The organism is Pseudomonas khavaziana, from assembly GCF_019145205.1.
GTDB lineage: Bacteria > Pseudomonadota > Gammaproteobacteria > Pseudomonadales > Pseudomonadaceae > Aquipseudomonas > Aquipseudomonas khavaziana.
Map to the genome: position 1 here is coordinate 98980 of NZ_JAHSTT010000011.1, position 17736 is coordinate 116715.

At 61.9% G+C, this 17736-nt stretch carries 14 protein-coding genes; 9 read left to right on the forward strand and 5 right to left on the reverse strand.

The genetic code is table 11. From position 1 onward, the window contains the following. Positions 1 to 91: 91 nt before the first annotated feature. Positions 92 to 997: a LysR family transcriptional regulator gene (locus KVH01_RS22975; RefSeq protein WP_217883025.1), complete on the reverse strand. Its 906-nt coding sequence runs from the start codon at positions 995 to 997 to the stop codon at positions 92 to 94. Positions 998 to 1201: 204 nt separating this feature from the next. Here KVH01_RS22975 and KVH01_RS22980 point away from each other — a divergent pair, with 204 nt between their 5' ends. Both KVH01_RS22980 and KVH01_RS22985 read left to right on the forward strand, forming a co-directional pair. After that, positions 1202 to 1600, forward strand: a complete 399-nt coding sequence (locus tag KVH01_RS22980) for a helix-turn-helix domain-containing protein (protein WP_043051491.1) — start codon at positions 1202 to 1204, stop codon at positions 1598 to 1600. A gap of 58 nt (positions 1601 to 1658) precedes the next feature. Then, entirely contained in the window at positions 1659 to 4430 is a 2772-nt protein-coding gene (locus KVH01_RS22985; RefSeq protein WP_217883026.1) for an ATP-binding protein, read from the forward strand. Here the strand turns inward: KVH01_RS22985 and KVH01_RS22990 are convergent. Further along, complete coding sequence (locus KVH01_RS22990) at positions 4377 to 5831, reverse strand: winged helix-turn-helix domain-containing protein (RefSeq protein WP_217883027.1); 1455 nt, start codon at positions 5829 to 5831, stop codon at positions 4377 to 4379. The two genes, KVH01_RS22985 and KVH01_RS22990, sit on opposite strands and share 54 nt — an antisense overlap. 150 nt (positions 5832 to 5981) lie before the next feature. Next, positions 5982 to 6932: a GlxA family transcriptional regulator gene (locus tag KVH01_RS22995; RefSeq protein WP_043051494.1), complete on the reverse strand. Its 951-nt coding sequence runs from the start codon at positions 6930 to 6932 to the stop codon at positions 5982 to 5984. 179 nt (positions 6933 to 7111) lie between these two features. On the opposite strand from KVH01_RS22995, the gene KVH01_RS23000 reads away from it, so the two are divergent. From KVH01_RS23000 to KVH01_RS23010, 3 genes are all read left to right on the forward strand, one after another. Continuing rightward, positions 7112 to 7834: a pirin family protein gene (locus KVH01_RS23000; protein WP_217883028.1), complete on the forward strand. Its 723-nt coding sequence runs from the start codon at positions 7112 to 7114 to the stop codon at positions 7832 to 7834. Positions 7835 to 7977: 143 nt separating this feature from the next. Continuing rightward, positions 7978 to 8208, forward strand: coding sequence for a hypothetical protein (locus KVH01_RS23005; RefSeq protein ID WP_124400378.1), 231 nt, complete (start codon positions 7978 to 7980; stop codon positions 8206 to 8208). Positions 8209 to 8960: 752 nt separating this feature from the next. Further along, a complete protein-coding gene (locus KVH01_RS23010) occupies positions 8961 to 9503 on the forward strand; it encodes an acyl-CoA thioesterase (RefSeq protein WP_217883029.1) in 543 nt (180 codons plus the stop codon). 21 nt (positions 9504 to 9524) lie between these two features. Here the strand turns inward: KVH01_RS23010 and pvdP are convergent, their stop codons facing one another. Then, entirely contained in the window at positions 9525 to 11150 is a 1626-nt protein-coding gene (gene pvdP, locus KVH01_RS23015) for a pyoverdine maturation tyrosinase PvdP (RefSeq protein ID WP_217883030.1), read from the reverse strand. Between the two features lie 142 nt (positions 11151 to 11292). On the opposite strand from pvdP, the gene pvdM reads away from it, so the two are divergent. Genes pvdM through pvdO form a run of 3 tightly spaced genes read left to right on the forward strand, consistent with a single transcriptional unit; the run spans position 11293 to position 14830 of the window. Continuing rightward, positions 11293 to 12642 (forward strand): pyoverdine-tailoring dipeptidase-like protein PvdM, encoded by a 1350-nt coding sequence (gene pvdM / locus KVH01_RS23020; protein ID WP_217883031.1) that lies wholly within the window; start codon positions 11293 to 11295, stop codon positions 12640 to 12642. An 18-nt stretch (positions 12643 to 12660) separates the two neighbouring features. Further along, on the forward strand, positions 12661 to 13929 hold the full coding sequence (pvdN, locus tag KVH01_RS23025) for a pyoverdine-tailoring periplasmic protein PvdN (protein ID WP_217883032.1): 1269 nt from the start codon (positions 12661 to 12663) through the stop codon (positions 13927 to 13929). A 28-nt stretch (positions 13930 to 13957) separates the two neighbouring features. Next, positions 13958 to 14830 carry a dihydropyoverdine dehydrogenase gene (pvdO, locus tag KVH01_RS23030; RefSeq protein ID WP_217883033.1) on the forward strand — a complete coding sequence of 291 codons (873 nt, stop codon included), beginning with the start codon at positions 13958 to 13960 and terminating at the stop codon, positions 14828 to 14830. Positions 14831 to 14951: 121 nt separating this feature from the next. Here pvdO and KVH01_RS23035 read toward each other — a convergent pair whose 3' ends face one another. After that, positions 14952 to 15779 carry a formyltransferase family protein gene (locus KVH01_RS23035; RefSeq protein ID WP_217883034.1) on the reverse strand — a complete coding sequence of 276 codons (828 nt, stop codon included), beginning with the start codon at positions 15777 to 15779 and terminating at the stop codon, positions 14952 to 14954. Positions 15780 to 15981: 202 nt separating this feature from the next. Between KVH01_RS23035 and KVH01_RS23040 the strand changes: the two genes are divergently transcribed. Then, positions 15982 to 17634: a cyclic peptide export ABC transporter gene (locus tag KVH01_RS23040; protein ID WP_217883035.1), complete on the forward strand. Its 1653-nt coding sequence runs from the start codon at positions 15982 to 15984 to the stop codon at positions 17632 to 17634. Positions 17635 to 17736: the final 102 nt, after the last annotated feature.

The window sequence follows — 17736 nt, forward strand, 5'->3', positions numbered from 1 at the left end:
CAGAAAACACGCGTTATCGTTGACGTTCTTCGCGAGCAAGCTCGCTCCTACAGAGGATCACCGACAGGCTTGAGACTGAGTCACTTGGCAGTCAGTTCGCCGCCATATGCTCCGAAATTCGCCCCCGCAACCAACGTTCCGCCGGGTCATTGTCATGCACCCCGCTCCACACCATCGACAGCTCCGCTGCATCGATCGCAAACGGCGGGTCTTCGGCGCGCAAGCGGGTGCCCTCGGTCAAAGCGCAGGCCGCGTAATCCGGTACGGTGGCGATAATCTGCGTGCCCGCCAGCAATGCACGCAACCCGCTGAACTGCGGTACAGCCAGCACCACACGGCGCGAGCGGCCGATGCGTGCCAGGTCGAGGTCGATATTGCCGCTCAAGTCGCCTGAAAACGACACCATCGCATGGGGCCTGGCGCAGTAGTCATCCAGGGTCAGCGGCGCCACGCCGTCATCGCCGCGCAGTACCTTGCAAGGGATGTCCCGCAGTTTCTTGCGCTTGGCATTGGCCGGCAGTTCGGTGGTGTAGCTGACGCCCACCGAGATCTCACCGCTGGCCAGCAAAGCTGACATCAACAGGTAATTAGCCCGGCGCACCACCACGATGATGCCCGGTGCCTCTTCGCGCAGTTGGCTGAGCAACGCCGGAAACAGCCCGAACTCGGCGTCATCGGACAGGCCGATGCGAAACACCGCGCTGCTGCTGGAAGGGTCGAAGTCCTTGGCGCGGCTGACGGCGCCCGAGATGGTGTCCATGGCCGGTTGCAGCTCCTTGAGTATTGCCACCGCACGGGACGTGGGCTCCATGCCGCGGCCGTTGCGCAGCAGCAATGGGTCGTCGAACAAGTCGCGCAAACGACCCAGTGCGGCGCTCACGGCCGGTTGGCCCATAAATAGTTTTTCGGCGACCCGGGTCAGGTTTTTTTCAAACATCAAGGCTTCGAAAATCACCAGCAGGTTCATGTCGACGCGTCGCAGGTCGTTGCGGTTCATGGCGGTATCCAAACGTTTTCCAGACGGTCAGGGAAGCATATCCGCACCACCCGTGATTGCATGCCTGTGCTGTCTTTTCCACGCCTGCAGCTGGCGAAATTAACAACGATTAACTCGTCAGGCCGGTGCTCCTGCACCAAGAATGCAGGCGTCTACACTGCACTCATCCACCGGGAACGCTCCCATCGACTACGGATATCTGTCATGGCCCGACTCGAGCAATACGCCCCACGTTTGTCCGCCACCGGCGGCCTGTGCCCCCGGCGCGAACGAATCGCCAAGCAACTGATCCTCGCCAACCTCGGCGAAAGCCTGGCCATCGCCGACCTCGCCCAGGCCTGCGCCTTGTCGCGCAGCCACTTTTCCCGCGCATTCAAATGCACCACCGGGCTATCGCCCCAGGAATGGATCCGCCAGCAACGCATCCAGCGCGCCAAGGAGTTGATCACCGGTTCGTCCTTGAGCCTCACGCAAATCAGCCTGGAATGTGGTTTCTGCGACCAGGCGCACTTCTGCCATATGTTCACGCGCAGCGAAGGCGTGAACCCGATGACCTGGCGAAACCATCAGTCGCGCCACAAGCCTTTGGTGATCGCCGCCTAGTGGTCTTCACGCACCTGGAATATGCTGGCCCATCTTCGACTCCGGAACCAGGGCAGCCATGACTGACTTGAGCGACCAGGCCGTGCACTTCGGCCCCTACCGTGTCCACCCGCGCCAGCGTTTGGTGCTGGAGGCCGGTCGCCCGCTGCGCCTGGGGCGGCGGGCCGTGGATATCCTGCTGGTCCTGCTGGAGCAGGCCGGCAATGTGGTGAGCAAGCAGGAGCTGATCTCGCGGGTCTGGCCTAAAACCGTGGTGGAAGACGGCAACCTGCGGGTGCATATGGCCGCGTTGCGCAAGGCACTGGGCGATGGCCAGGCCGGGCAGCGCTATATCGTCACGGTCGCTCAGCGCGGCTACAGTTTTGTCGCGCCACTGAGCATTGAACCGATGACGCTACCCACAGGTGGCATGCCCCAGCGCCCGAGCCATAACCTGCCGTTGCGGCGTACGCGAATGATTGGCCGCCAAGCCCTGATCGACGCCCTGGTGCAGCAACTGCCGCAGCAGCGCTTCATCACCCTGACCGGCGCCGGTGGCATCGGCAAGACCACCGTGGCCCTGCGCGTCGCCGAGTTGTTGATCGGGCATTACCGTGACGGCATTCATCTGCTGGACCTGGCGCCACTCAGCGCAGCCTCGATGATCCTGCCCAACCTCGCCGCCCTCCTCGACCTGACACCCGCTGCGAATGCACCGCTGGTCAGCTTCGCCCGTAGCCTGCAGGCACGCCAGATGCTGCTGGTGATCGACAACTGCGAACACTTGCTCGACGACATCGCCCTGATCAGCGAAACCCTGTTGCGCCATGCGCCGCACCTGCACATCCTCACCACCAGTCGCGAAGCCCTGCGCGCCGACGGTGAATATGTGCAACGCCTCGAGCCGCTGGCCTGCCCGCCCGCCACCGGCAACCGTGCCCAGGCCCTGGGCTATCCGGCCATGCAATTGCTGATCGAGCGGGCCATGTCCCATCAGGACAGCTTTGCCCTCAGCGAAGCTGAACTGCCCCTGGCGATTGATATCTGCCAGCGCCTGGACGGCATTCCCCTGGCAATTGAACTGGTGGCCGCGCAAATCGAGCGTTTTGGCTTACAGGGGCTGCTGGTACAGATGGAAGACAATTTCCGCCTGCTGGCCCGCGGGCGGCGCAGCGCCCTGCCCCGCCAGCAAACGCTGCGGGCTACCCTCGACTGGAGCTTTGACCTGCTCGGCGAGTGCGAAAAAACCTGCCTGCGTCGCCTCGCGGTTTTTCGCGCAGGCTTCAGCCTGGCCAGCGCCGCAGCGGTGATCGCAGGGGAAACGCTCGCACCCGCCGAAGTGCTGGGCTCCATCACGCAATTGGTGGCCAAGTCTTTGTTGAATGTGGAAGCCGGCGATGACGAGATGGTGTATCGCCTGCTGGATATCACCCGCACCTACGCCCTGGAAAAGCTCAGCCTCGCCGGCGAACTGCCAGCCACCCGAGAGCGCCATGCGGCCCGCTGCCTGGCGCTGATGGAGCAGGCCCGGACCGACTGGGAACTGCTGGCCACACAGCCTTGGCTTGACCGCTATGCACCGCTGCGCGAAGACGTGCGCGCCGCACTCGATTGGGGCTTTGCCGAGGACGTCGGGCACTTGCTGGCCATCCGCCTGACGGTCAGCGCAATGCCCCTGTGGCAGGAATTGTCATTGCTGCGTGAGCACGGCGGCTATGTGGACAAGGCACTGGCGCTGATAGGCCAGGTCGATACGCCCTGCACGCAACTGATCCTTCAATTGCAATTGGCCCTGGGCAGCCTCTCCTACCATGCCATGGGCGCTGCGCCCCGCACCATTGCAGCCTTTGTCAGTGCCGAACGCCTGGCCCTGGCACGTCGGGACGTTGCAGGGCAACTGCGTGCGGTCTCCGGACAAATGGCTGTAAACCTGTGCGCCGGGCGCTATGCCCAAGCGCTGCAACAAAGCCTGCAGTTTGATCGCCTCGACCCGCGTACCGAACCGTTGCTGGAGCTGAGCGCCCAACGATTGCGCGCATTGGCCCAGCATTACACCGGGAACCAGGCGCTCGCCCGACACAATGCCGAACAAGTGCTGCAGCGCATGAGCCACAGCGGCCATGTGAACCGGTTCGCCCATGGCGTCGGCGTGCAATACGATCAAAGCGTGGCGTCCTTGACCCTGCTGGCGCGGATCCTGTGGTTGCAGGGGTTTCCCGATCGCGCCTGGCGCACCGCCAGCCAGGCGCTGGAGCTGGCCCTGCAGATCAATCATGGCACGTCGATCTGTTACACCCTGGCCCTGGCCGGGGTCGTCATCGCCCGCTACAACGGCAACGAAGACGATGCTCAAGCCCTGCAAAAGCTGCTGCTGGAACAGTCGCACAAACATTCGGCGCAGCTGTTTCAGACCTGGGCCGGACATTACGCCGGCATCCTGGGCAACCAGGATCTGCAGGGCCTGGGACTGATCGAGGACACCCTGATCACATTCGGCGCCGACGAAGTCAATGAAGCAGCCTTCGAGCGCGCACGCGCAGGCTCTTCGGGCTGGTGCGCGCCTGAAATCCTGCGGGTCTGTGCCGAACAGTGGGTGCAACGGGACGACAGTCGCGCCGCTGAAGCCCTGTTGCTCGACACCCTGGGCCTGGCGCACCAACAAGGTGCCTTGGCCTGGGAACTGCGCTGTGCGACTTCCCTGGCACAACTGTGGCAACAACAGGGGCGTTTGCAGGCGGCGCGGGACCTGCTGGGTTCAGTCTACGGGCGATTTACCGAAGGCTTCACCACTCGCGACTTAGTCCGCGCAGGCAGCCTGCTCGACGAGTTGCAAGACAAACGGCCGGCCTGAAAAAGCGCCCACACATGGCTCGTAACCCTGCTGCAAACGCTCGACCTGACGCGGGTCACGCAGTTGCGCCAGGGCATAACTGCGCACGCAATTGAGCAGGCGGTAGCGGCGCTGGGGGTCTAGCCCAGGTTCGACGCTCAGCAGCGAGACATTGACCAGGCGCGCCAGCAGATAGGCCAGGTCGGCGTGCTCAAGCTCGGTCCCGCTCACCAGCTCGCTCAAGGCGGGCAAGGTCACTGCCATCTTGAACAACCCCAACTGCAGGAACAGCCAGCACTCCGGCAGGCTCAGGCGTTCGTAGCTCCAGTTCAGGGCAGCAGTCAGTGATCGATGGTGTTCCACCGCCGTGCGTCGCCCACCGGTCAACGTCTCCAGCCCCGTGCGCAACTGTCTCTGCACACCGCTGACGCCCAATGCGTCGACTTGGACCGCCGCCAGTTCGAGGGCCAACGGGATACCGTCCAGGCGCCGGCAAATATCGCGCAGCGCTGCCAGATCCTGACGTCGTAATACAAACCCCTGCTGGCTGGCACTCACCCGAGCGATGAACAGCTGCACCGCGGGACAGATCATGGCCTGCTCGACACTGCTCAATGCCGACGGCGACGGCACGGCCAGACGCGGCACGCGCAGCACCCACTCGCCAGGGGCCAGCAGCGCTTCGCGGCTGCTGACCAGCACGCTGACGCCGGGCGCCCGTTCGCGCAATGCACGCACCAGCTTGCGAGACGCGCCCAGCAACCGGTCGGCACCATCGAGTACCAACAGCAACTGGCGCGAGGCCAATTGGCGGCACAGCTCATCAAGGCACTCGCAATCCTGCAGTTGCAATACCGTGGCCAGACTGCCGAGCAGTTCGTGGGGTGCATGCATGCGGGTCAGGTCGACCCACCACACCCCGTCGCGGTAGCGGGGCAATACCCGCTCGGCCAAGGCCAGGGCCAATGTACTTTTGCCAATGCCGGCCATCCCGGTGAGCGTCAACAGCCGGTGCGCGGGCAAGCGTCGCGCCAGCACCCGTACAAGCTCATCGCGGCCACATATCGGGCTGAGCCGCGCCGCCAGGTTGTGCTGTGGCAGTAACGTCGGCGCCGAACCTTGCACAGGGGCGACGAAACAGTAACCGCGCTGGGGGTGATTGAGGATCAGGCGTGGCCCGTCGAGCGCCCGGCGCAATGCGGCAATGTGCACGCGCAGGTTATTGTCCTCGACGACACTGTTGGGCCAGACCCGCTGGATCAAGGTCGTCTTGCTGATGAATTGCCCAGGCGCCTCGAGCAGCACCGCAAGAATATCCAGGGCGCGTCCGCCCAGCGCCACCGGCAGGCCCGTCTTGCTGACCAGGCGCTGTTGCCGATGAAAAGTGTAAGGGCCGAAGCTGATCGCCGCAGAGTTGTGCATGTCCGCTAAAAGCGCTGGAACACCCGTGCTTGAGTGCCTGCGCGTCCTTTTCCATGGGCTCGGCGCTATCTTGCCAGCTGGCGATGACAGGGCAATGCTGGCACGGGGAGCGATACGGACAATCGAGTGCCCTGGACGGACATTGTGTCGTTAACTGAACTGTTGTCGGTATTGGGTAGGGTTCAGACCCAGCTTTTCACTGAACAGAAAACGCATATGCCGCACGCTGCCGAAGCCTGCGTGGAACGCCACGGTCTTGAGTGGCAGGTCGGTGGTTTCCAACAAGTGCCGGGCACGGTCGATGCGTGCGCCCTGCAGGAACGCCATGGGCGTCATCTGCACGTCCTTGGCGAACAGTCGCGCAAAATGCCGTGCACTCATGCCGGCCAGTTCGGCCATGGATTCGATGGTAAAGGCTTGTTCCAGATGCGCCAGTACATGGTTCTGCACGCGGGTGATCGCGGTTTCCTGGGGCGCCACGGCAGCGGTCATCGGGCTGAACTGGGCCTGACCGCCCTGGCGCTTCATCACCACCAGCAGCACCTTGGCCACATCCACCGCCACTTGCTTGCCGTGGTCCTGGGCGACCACCGAGAGGGCCAGGTCGATACCGGCGGTGACGCCGCCCGAAGTGATCAGGCGCCCGTCCTGCAAGTAGATACGGTCGGTCTCGACAATGGCATTGGGGAACGCCTTGATCAGCCGCTCGGTGTAATGCCAGTGGGTGGTCACGCGATGCCCGTCCAGCAAGCCTGCGTGCCCGAGCACGAAGGCGCCGGTGCAGATCGAGCCGAAACGCCGGGACCGTGGCGCCGCTGCTTTCAGCCAGGGCAGCAGCGCGGGATGGCATTCGTTATAGGCACCCGGGCCACCAGGCACCAGCAGCAGGTCATAGGCGGCATGGTCCTGCTCCAGGAGCAGATCGGTCTGCACCATCACGCCGTTGGAGGCCCGCAACGGCCCGGGCTCAGTGCCAATGGTCAGGATCTGGTAGTGATCGGCTGCCGGCAGGTAGCGGTTGGCAATCGAAAACACTTCCAGCGGCCCGGCCATGTCGAGCAGCAGGAAGTCCGGAAACAGCGCCATGGCCACGGTTTTCATAAGCGGGAGAGTCCATTGAACAGAAATGCGGCGGGCATTATGGCACGACTTTGAGTGTCAACCAGAGGGAGACAGTTATTCTATTTTCAGCTCGTTAATGAATAATTCGATAACCATTAATCTTCTCCTCACCCCAGCGCCCTGCATCTCGCAGCCCGCGCTCACTTGAGGACTGGACCATGCTGACCCTTCGCAAAGCTTCCGAACGCGGCGCCGCCAATCACGGTTGGTTGAAGTCGTTCCACACCTTCTCTTTCGCCAACTATTGGAACCCCAACGAACAGGGTTTTTCCGACCTGCTGGTCATCAACGATGACCGCGTCGCCGCCGGCAAAGGCTTTGGCCAGCACCCGCACCGCGACATGGAGATTTTCTCCTACGTGCTCGAAGGCGCCCTGGAACACAAGGACACCCTGGGCACCGGCTCGGTGATCCGACCCGGCGATGTGCAGTTGATGAGCGCCGGCAGCGGCGTGGCCCACAGTGAGTTCAACCACAGCCAACGTCTGGGGGTGCACTTCCTGCAAATCTGGATCGTGCCCAACGAGGCCGGCGCCAAGCCGCGCTATCAGCAGGAACATTTCAGTGAAGCGCAGAAGCGCGGGCGCTTGCAGTTGATCATCTCCCCGGACGGCGCCAATGGCTCGCTGAACGTTCGCCAGGATGCACGGGTGTATGCCGGGCTGTTCAACGGCGACGAAAGCACACGGCTGGAGCTGGCGCCGGATCGCTACGCCTACGTTCATGTGGCACGCGGCAGCGTTGAACTCAATGGCCAACGCCTGCAGGAAGGCGACGGTGTGCGGGTGCGTGACGAGCGCCAGATTCGCCTGAGCCATGGCGAGGACGCCGAGGTGCTGGTGTTCGACCTGCGCCCCAATGAACTGCCGCAGATGCCGTGAGGCTTGCAGTGATGGTTCGGCAAGGACCATCGCTGGCATCGATAGTCACCATCAGCGCAATGAAGTTCTCTTAAAAAAACCAACGCGTAACATCAACCCCATGCCAAACGGCACCCAAACTAAGACACTCGGAGCACACCATCATGAAACGCCAACTCTTGCTTAGCCTCGCTTTCTCGGTACTCGCTGCAAACGCTTTTGCCCATCCGGTAGTCGCTGAAGGCGGCTCGGATCGCCTGATAGAAACCCGCGTTGCCGAAGGTGGCGCGGATCGCCTGCAGGAACGTGGCCTGGCTGAAGGCGGTGCGGATCGCCTGCAGGAACGTGGCCTCGCCGAAGGTGGTGCCGAACGCTTGCTGAGCACCCACGTATAACCCCGCTCAGTTGGCGGGACACCCCAAACCGGCCTGATCAGCCGGTTTTTTTTCGTCTGCGATTTGCATGAAAATCGCAAAATCCTGCATCGCCCTACGCCAACCACGATGCGCAGCGAGCCGCTCTTGATCTGGCTTTTGATCTTGATCTTAGGCGCCCCGTTAAACCACGCTGGCCGGAATTCGACAGGGATTTGGGGGGTAAACCGGCAGGGATGCCGGTTTAGCCGCCCCGCGCCATGGATGGCGCGTGGCGGCGGCCCCCCAAATCCATGGCGGATTACGGGCACACCGAGCCTGGGCGAGGTGCCGAGTGGTGGGGCAAGAGCGTTTGGTTACTTTGCGCTTTTCAAAGTGACCCGCTGTAAAAGCGGAACCAATTGTGGCCGTTACCTAAATAATGGATATGTACTCGGTGTGATCCAACATCCTGGTCAACTGTCAGGCCGCCATCGGGAGCAAGCCCCCTCCCACATTTGGACCGCGACCATCAGTTAGATACTGGTCGGCTGTGAGGCCGTCATCGGGGGCAAGCCCCCTCCACATTTGGACCGAGACCGTCAGTCAGGTACTGGTCGGCTTTGGGCAACCGTCGGCAAGGCCCCCTTGAGAGTAAAAAGAAACCGCAGCAGAACAATGTGCATATTAGAACCCGATTTGCGCTTTTCCCATGTAATAAGTCATTTGCGGACCTACCCTAGCCGATCACGCATCTTTACAGTGCTGCCATTGATCAACTGTCGAGTAGTTTCATGAATCTCTGGTTTCGATTACTGCACATGCTGTTGCGCCGCCCATGGCGCAAACCGGTACATGGCCTGGACACCACGGTGGTGCGCATGCGCGTCTGGCCCCTGGACCTGGACCTCAACCGGCATGTCACCAATGGCCGGTACTTCACCCTGGCGGATGTGGCGCGCATGGATTTTGTCTTGCGCACCGGCGCCTTCCGTGTGGCGCTGCGTCACAAGGCCGTGCCGATCGTGGGCGATACCTGGGGCAAGTTCCGTCGAGAGTTGAAGCTGTTCGAGGTCTTCGAAGTGCACACCCGCATGCTCGGCTGGGACCACAAGTGGAGCCTGATGGAACACCGTTTCGTCAGTAACGGCCGAGTGATTGGCGTGGTGGTGATACGCGGGGTGTTTCGCTCCGCAAAGGGCACCCTGCCCCCGGCGGAATTCGTGCGCGAACTGGGTTTGAACGAAAGCTCGCCGCCGATGCCGCAATGGCTAAGCAACTGGGCGCGTAGTTGCGATGAAATGAGTGTGCAACTGAGGGATGAAGAGCAGGTTTGAACACATCTGTTGGGCTACATCTTATGTCTGACGCTTGACCTTCAAGTGCCGCGCATACCACGGCCGTTTTGGTACGCGCTTGAACAAACCCTCGAGCAGTTCCTCATCGGCGCCAAAGATGATACGCAGGGCCAGCTTCATGATTTCCGGGTCCATTTCCATCGAGCGCCCCTGTTGCAGCCCCGGTGTGGTGCTGCAGCCGTGGGTGTCCGGGCCCAGCCATGGGTCGCCCACCTCCACCCATCGGCCCGGTGCAAACCAGGCCACGCCGTTGACCCTCATCCGCGTCACCTCGCCTGGGTTGAACCGTTCGTGGGCACGGAACCAGTCTTCGATGCGGTCGTCGATCCAGCCATGGAAATGCCAGAACACCGGGTTTACATGGGATGAAAATGGATCGCCGAGAAAGTCGTTTTCAGGCGCATACCAGCGCGCGGCAAAGTCCGCAGGGTCGCGGGCGAACGGCACCGGCGCACCGTTGGACGGATCGCGGGGCACCGAGGCCCAGCGCATGTGCAGCCAGTCGTGCAGGCCCAGCTCCATCTCCGAGCCCAGTTGCCCCAGGGTCAGTTGGGCCAGGTAACGCGGATCGCGGTATTGGGACTCCCAGACCTGGAAGTTGCTGTGGTAGGTCTCGGCCGCCTTGATATCGCTGACCCACTGGGTGTAGTCGGCGTCATCCGGTGCCGACCAACAAGGGGGCAGCGCGAAGCCGTCGTGGTTGTCGAAGTACCGCACAAAACCCAGGCGATCACGCTCCAGCGCAGGTTGCGGTTCGGGGAATTGCGGCCATGAGGGCAAATCCTGCATGGAGCGTGCGGTGCCGAGCATATGGCGGTGCATGAAGAAAAAGTCGATACCCGAGCCGTTGCGATCCTTGCGTTTGCCTCGGGCGTCGCGCTCCTGGCCCCGGGGCCCGGGTTGCCAGCCGATGCCGCGCAGGGCCTCGCGTTGCTCTTCGGAGAGCTTGTGCCACCGATCACGGCTGGCATGCCAGAGTTGGTGAAACAGCCGATGTTCGGGAGACACCAGCCAGGCCAGCAAGGTCGGATTCAGGCCAATGCGCTGGCGGGCTTCGGGAAACAGCTGTTTGTGGGCGATGAAACGATTGTCGCGCTCGGTCAAGGCCAGGGGGCGCGCAAGGTCGAGAATCTGCCCGCTCAGGGTGCCGCTGCCGGCATTGCCGAAGTCGGCCCAGACTTCATCGAGGGTCATCTTGAATTCATAGGTGGGCACACCGGCCTGCGCATCGCGGTCGATCAACCGCCAATAGAGCACGGCGCCATCGCCGGTGAGCAGATCGCCCAATACACGGTAACGCGGCTCGCCGTCGGCGCGCAGGTTCTCGGCGGTGTCCAGGTAACCACGCAGGCCGCGGCCACGGGGGGCGATGTCGAGCAGCAGTTCCAAGCCCTGCAAAGGCAAGTCCTTGAGCCCGGCATCGCGGCCTTCCAGGCGCAGGCTCCACACACCGCGCAAGGCGTCCGCCAGGTGCTGGCCCTGAGTATCGGCAAGGTCGACCGTGGCTTCGCCGGGGGTAATGGGGAACTCTTCCCGCGTCAGCTCGCGATGGGCGTAAAAGGCCGCCGGCACGGCCGCGCCGGTCAGCGCCAGGCCTGCGATGAACCCACGTCGAGAGATTGTCATTGTCTACCTTAGGAAACGGCTTAATCAGAGCTAGAACGTTTGCAGCCCGCTGAAATTTACCGCCGTACCACCACCATCTAAATTTCCCCCGTCATCGCTCGTTCTTTCCTGATAGCAAAGGCCTCAACTGACTGAGATGGCAATGACAAAATCACGTTCGAAAAAGGCGCTGTATATCGGCCTGCCGTTGGCTCTGGCTATCGGTGCCGGGGCCGGCTTTCTGGTCTGGGATCAGTGGTTCAAGGGCAACGCCGGCTACTCGCTGGAGGTGATCCAGCAAGCCAATGAAATGCAGGATCGCCTGTTGTCGTTTGACAGCCATATCACCGTGCCCCTGGATTTCGGCACAGCGGGCAACGAGGCCGACAAGGATGGCAGCGGCCAGTTCGACCTGGCCAAGGCAGCGCGTGGGCGATTGTCCGGCGCGGCGCTGACGATCTTTGGCTGGCCGGAAATCTGGAGCGGCCCCAATGCCCCGCACAAGCCCACCGACGGTTTTGTCGAAGAGGCCCGCCATGAGCAGGAGGTGCGCTACAAGATCATCTCCGGCATGGTTCGTGATTTTCCCAACCAGGTGGGCATCGCCTACACCCCGGACGATATGCGGCGCCTGCACGGCGAAGGCAAGTTTGCAATTTTCATCAGCATGCTCAACGCCTATCCCCTGGGCAATGATCTGAACCAGCTCGACCTGTGGGCCGCACGCGGCATGCGCATGTTCGGTTTCAGCTACATCGGCAATAACGCCTGGTCCGACTCGTCGCGTCCGTTGCCGTTTTTCAATGATTCGACCGACGCCCTCGAGGGCCTCTCGCCCATCGGCCAACAAGCGGTGCACCGCCTGAATGACCTGGGAGTGATCATCGACGTGTCGCAGATGTCGACCAAGGCCCTGGAGCAGGTCGCGCAATTGAGCCGCACGCCGATGGTGGCGTCCCACTCGGCGCCACGGGCGTCGGTGGATATCCCACGCAACCTCAGCGACAAGGAACTGCAACTGATCAAGAACAGCGGCGGTGTGGTGCAGGTGGTGGGCTTCCCTGCGTACCTGCGCCCCTTGAGCCAACCGACCCAGAACAAGCTCAACGCCCTGCGCGCGCGCTTCGACCTGCCGCCGTTGCCCAACCTGGCCGTGGCCTTGATGCCCGGCGACGCAATCATTGCCGCCTGGCCCGAACAACGCTTCGGCCAATACGCCAGCGCGCTGTACGCCATCCTCGAGGAAGAACCCAAGGCCACCCTCAAGGACCTGGGGGACGCCATCGACTACACCGTGCGCAAGATCGGCATCGATCACGTCGGCATCGCCTCGGACTTCAACGACGGCGGCGGCCTCAAGGGCTGGGAGAACGTCGGCGAGGTGCGCAATGTCACCGCCGAACTGATCCAGCGCGGCTACTCCGAAGCCGATATCGCCAAGCTGTGGGGAGGCAACTTCCTGCGGGTTTGGGACCAGGTACAAAAAGCCGCCAAGCCATTGGCCAACCGCTAATCACCACGAAGTAAGTCCATGACCGACCGCCGTACATTTCTCAAGCAGGCCGGCGTCTTTGCCGCGAGCCTGCCACTGGGCACCGCACTGCTACCCCGGGCAGTGGCAGCCACTACGAACGACCCATGGACGGGACTAAAACAGCTGTTCAACCAGGACCCGGATTACCTGCACTTTTCCAACTTCCTGGTGGCCTCGCACCCCAAGCCGGTGCGCGAGGCCATTGAACGCTATCGCATGCAAATCGACCGCAACCCAGGTCTGGCGATGGACTGGGACTTGCAGGAAACCTGGAAGCGTGAAGGCCAGGTGCGTGAATGGGCCGGCCGCTACCTGAATGCAACTCCTGCACAGATCGCTCTCACCGGCAGCACGTCCGAAGGCCTGGCGATGATTTATGGCGGGATCAAGGTGCGGCCGGACCAGGAAATCCTCACCACGGTGCATGAGCACTACGCCACGCAGAACAGCCTGGATTTTCGTGCGCTCAAGCAGGGCACCCGGGTGCGTCGTATCCACCTGTTCGAGAACGCCGCCCAGGTATCCGTCGACGAAGTGATGGGCAATATCAAGCGCAACATTCGCCCCAACACCCGCGTGCTGGGTATGACCTGGGTGCAATCCGGCAGCGGCGTGAAACTGCCCATCGGCGAGATCGGCCAACTGGTGAACGAACATAACCGCAACCGTGACGACAACGACCGCATCCTCTATGTGGTCGACGGCGTACATGGCTTCGGCGTCGAGAACCTGGATTTCCCGGACATGCACTGCGACTTCTTCATCGCCGGCACCCACAAGTGGATGTTCGGCCCGCGCGGCACTGGCCTGGTGTGCGCCCGCGATACCGAAAACAAATACGTCACGCCGATGGTGCCGACTTTCTCCGAGGACAAGGACTTCGCCACCACCATGACCCCCGGTGGCTATCACGCCTTCGAACATCGCTGGGCCGCCGACGAAGCCTTCAAGCTGCACCTGCAGTTGGGCAAAGCGCCGGTGCAGGCGCGTATCCACGCCCTCAACACCGAACTCAAGGACCAGTTGCTGGCCCGCCCGCAGGTCGAACTGGTCACGCCGCGCAGCCCAGAGTTGTCGGCGGGCTTCACCTTCTTTCGAATCAAGGGCCAGGACAGCGACGACGTGGCGGCCTACCTGATGAAAAAACGCGTGGTGGTGGACGCAGTCGACCGTGACGTCGGCCCGGTGATTCGTACCGCGCCCGGCCTGCTCAACAGCTCGGATGAGATCCAGCGCTTCGTGACCTTGCTGAGCCAACGGCTATGACCTTTTTCCCTTTGGACGAGATGCCCACATGACTCCATTCCGACTCAAACCCCTGACCGCCCTGGCGCTCACCGCCCTGTGCGGCGCGCTGGCGCCGAACCTGGCCCAGGCCGCCGCGCCGCAACCGGGCAAGGTATTCAAAGACTGCAAGGATTGCCCGGAAATGGTGGTATTGCCTGCCGGCACCTTCACCATGGGCACGCCGGAAGGTGAAGTCGGCCGCGAGCCCGACGAAGGCCCGATGCATGCCGTGACCTTCGCCAAGCCCTTCGCCATGAGCCGTTTCCATATCACCGCCGCTGAATGGGACAGCTACGTGCGCCAGACCGGCGTGAAGATCGCCAATGGCGACGACCGCCCCGGACGCGAATGCATCGCCAGCAAGCCGCGCTATCCTCAAGGCCCGCGCCAGCCGGCGGTGTGCATGGACATGGACGACATCAAGCAGTACGTGAGCTGGCTGTCGAAGAAAACCGGCCAGCAGTACCACATGGTCAGCGAAGCCCAGCGCGAATACGCCGCTCGCGCCGGCACTACCGGCCCGTTCCCCTTCCCGTTCGACGAGGGCAAGGGCTACAGCATCGCCAAGCACGCCAACACCTACGGTCCGGCGGATGGCTACAGCTATTCATCGCCGGTCGGCAGCTACCCGCCGAATGCGTTTGGCATGTATGACATGCACGGCAATGTGTACGAGCGGGTGGCTGATTGCGAACATCCGAACTACATCGGCGCACCGACCGATGGCAGTGCGTGGGTTGAGCCCAACTGTGAGGCGTATCAGATCCGCGGGAATGACTGGGGGGAGGCTCCGGTGTTTTCGCGCTCGGGGAATCGCAATAACATCTATCCGCAGACCCGTGGGGATTGGATTGGCTTTAGGGTCGTGCGCGAGCTCTAAATTGTGGGAGGGGGCTTGCTCCCGATAGCGGTGTGTCAGTCACCCATGCATTGACTGACATGCCCTCATCGGGAGCAAGCCCCCTCCCACCTTTAGATCCCATGCATCAGCAAGATTGTACTCAGCCTTGTTTGGCCAACAGCTCCAAGCCTTCGTGCAACGCCGGGAACAGACTGTTATTGAAGTTGTTCCAGCGCAGCTCGAGGATGGTGTCCTCGGGCGAAATCTCTGTCTTTAGAACATCGTGGAACACCTCGCCAGAGTCAATGCCGTTATCCACGTAGTGAAACGACGCACCAGTCAGGTACAGCGGTTCGCACTGTTGCGTCTGCTTGGTCGCCCAATCGACCACTGCTTGCCCACGCGCACCGTACAAGGCATTCCAGGTGGCATAGGCACCCCGGCGCTCGTATGGCGACTCAATGCGAGTGATGCCCGGGTGGATGTTCATGATGCGGCGGGCAAACGGTGCGCCTGGTCGTACCAACTCGTCGAGGATCACCAGCAGGCCATCCAGCACCACGATATCGGCCTTCAGCTCCACCAGGGTGTCATGCAGGCGCCGCTCGAAATCCTGCTTGCCGGCGATATGTTCGGCGCTGCCCCGTGGCAGGCGACGATAGGTGGATGGCACGCTTAAAAGCAGGTCGTTGACCAACTTGCCCTGTACACGCAAATCCGCCGGATACAGCCACTGGCGACCCGGCTTGCAGGCAAAGCCATAGTCCGCCACCAACTGCTGGTCCCGTGGGTTTTGCTCATCATCGTCATACACCACACCCACCAGGTTGTAAGCCTCGCCCAACGGCGTGTCGTTGAGCGAGCCCACCAGAAACTCCAGCACTGACTTCATGTAGCGCTCGTGGTCCTTGTAGGCCACCGGCTGCCCGGCCTTGTCGGCGGCGGCATTTCTCAGGGACCAGACATACACCAGGTTCTTTTTCGTCATTTGTTTCGCTCTCGCTGAAAGGACCACGCATGGCGTCAATACACCTGCGCCTACAGGAGAAGAACGAACCAAGCCCCAGGCAATTTATCGGTCACTGCCACCGCCGGGCACGCCGAGCTAAATAGTCACGTCGGCGCTTCGTTTGTCATGGGTAAGGGTCTGTGTGCCCAGCGCCCTCTTTTTCACTTTCCGGGAAGTATTTATGACCGACCCCAAGCGCGGCGCCTTCAAAGGTTTGCTCGCATTGCTCAGGCCCTTCCGTACTATCGTGACGGTCTCCGTCGCCCTCGGCATGGTGGGCGGCCTGGCCATCACCCTGCTGCTGGCGACCATCAACAATGCCCTGCATTCGGAGGGCGGCATGACGCAGGGCGTGGTCCTGACCTTTGCCGCGTTGTGCGTGGTGGCGCTTGTCAGTTCGATCATTTCCGACATCGGCACCAACTACGTCGGGCAACGGATTATCGCCGCGCTGCGCAAGGACCTGGGTGAAAAGGTGCTGTCGGCGCCCATCGGGCAGATCGAGCAGTACCGCTCTCACCGCCTGATCCCGGTGTTGACCCATGACGTGGATACCATCAGCGACTTCTCCTTCGCCTTCACGCCCCTGGCCATCGCCGCCACGGTGACCTTGGGTTGCCTGGGTTACCTGGCCTACCTGTCGGTGCCGATGTTCCTGATGATGGTGGTTGCGATCATCATCGGCAGCGCCGTGCAGTTCATTGCCGGGGGCAAGGGCATCCAGGGTTTCGACCTGGCGCGCGGCCACGAGGATGAATTGCAGCGTTACTACAACGCGATTGCGTCAGGCGCCAAGGAACTGCGCATGCACCGCCCGCGGCGTTTTCGCATGAACACCCACCGCATCCAGGAAACCGCGGACCGCATCAGCGACATCCAGGTGCGCTCGGTCAACATCTATATCCTCGCCAAGACCTTTGGTTCGATGCTGTTCTTCGTGGTCATCGGCCTGGCCCTGGCAATGCAAGCCTACAACCCGAACCCCGACCCCACGGTGATCACCGGCTTCGTGTTGGTGCTGCTGTACATGAAAGGCCCGCTGGAGCATCTGCTGGGTTATTTGCCAGTCGTGGGCAAGGCCAAGATTGCCTTTGGGCGCATCAGCGAACTGTCGGAGCGTTTTTCTTCGCCCGAGCCCCACCTGTTGATGGACGACAGTGAAGCGCCGAAGCCTCTGGTCAACAGCCTTGAACTACGCGGCGTCAGCTACAGCCCGCCAGCGGTTGAAGGCAGCCAGCCGTTCCATCTGGGGCCGATCAACCTGAGCATCAAGCAAGGCGATATCGTATTTATCGTCGGCGAAAACGGTAGCGGCAAGACCACCTTGATCAAGCTGCTGCTGGGTCTGTATCCGCCTCAGGCTGGCGAGATTCTGCTCAACGGCGCAGCGGTGACCGACCCTGAACGCGACGATTATCGGCAGCTGTTCACCACGGTGTTTTCTGACTACTACCTGTTCGACGATTTGGTACAAGGCAGCGCCGCTCAGTCCCTGGACAGCGCCACCAAATACCTGGAACGCCTGGAAATCGCCCACAAGGTCAGCGTCAAGGATGGCGTATTCAGCACCACCGACCTGTCCACCGGCCAACGCAAACGCCTGGCCCTGGTCAATGCCTGGCTGGAGGAGCGCCCGGTACTGGTGTTCGACGAATGGGCTGCCGACCAGGACCCGGCCTTCCGCCGCATCTTCTACACCGAGCTACTACCGGACCTCAAACGCCTGGGCAAGACCATCATCGTGATCAGCCATGACGACCGTTATTTCGACATTGCCGACCAATTGGTGCGCCTGCGTGCCGGCCAGGTGGTGCATGAAATGGAGCCTGCATGATGCATCGGAATATTTTTTCCGGTTTTGCGAAGTAGGAACGTCTCACTAGTGGTAATGAGAACTAACCTCAATAAATACTTTTAATTGCCCACTTAAAACATA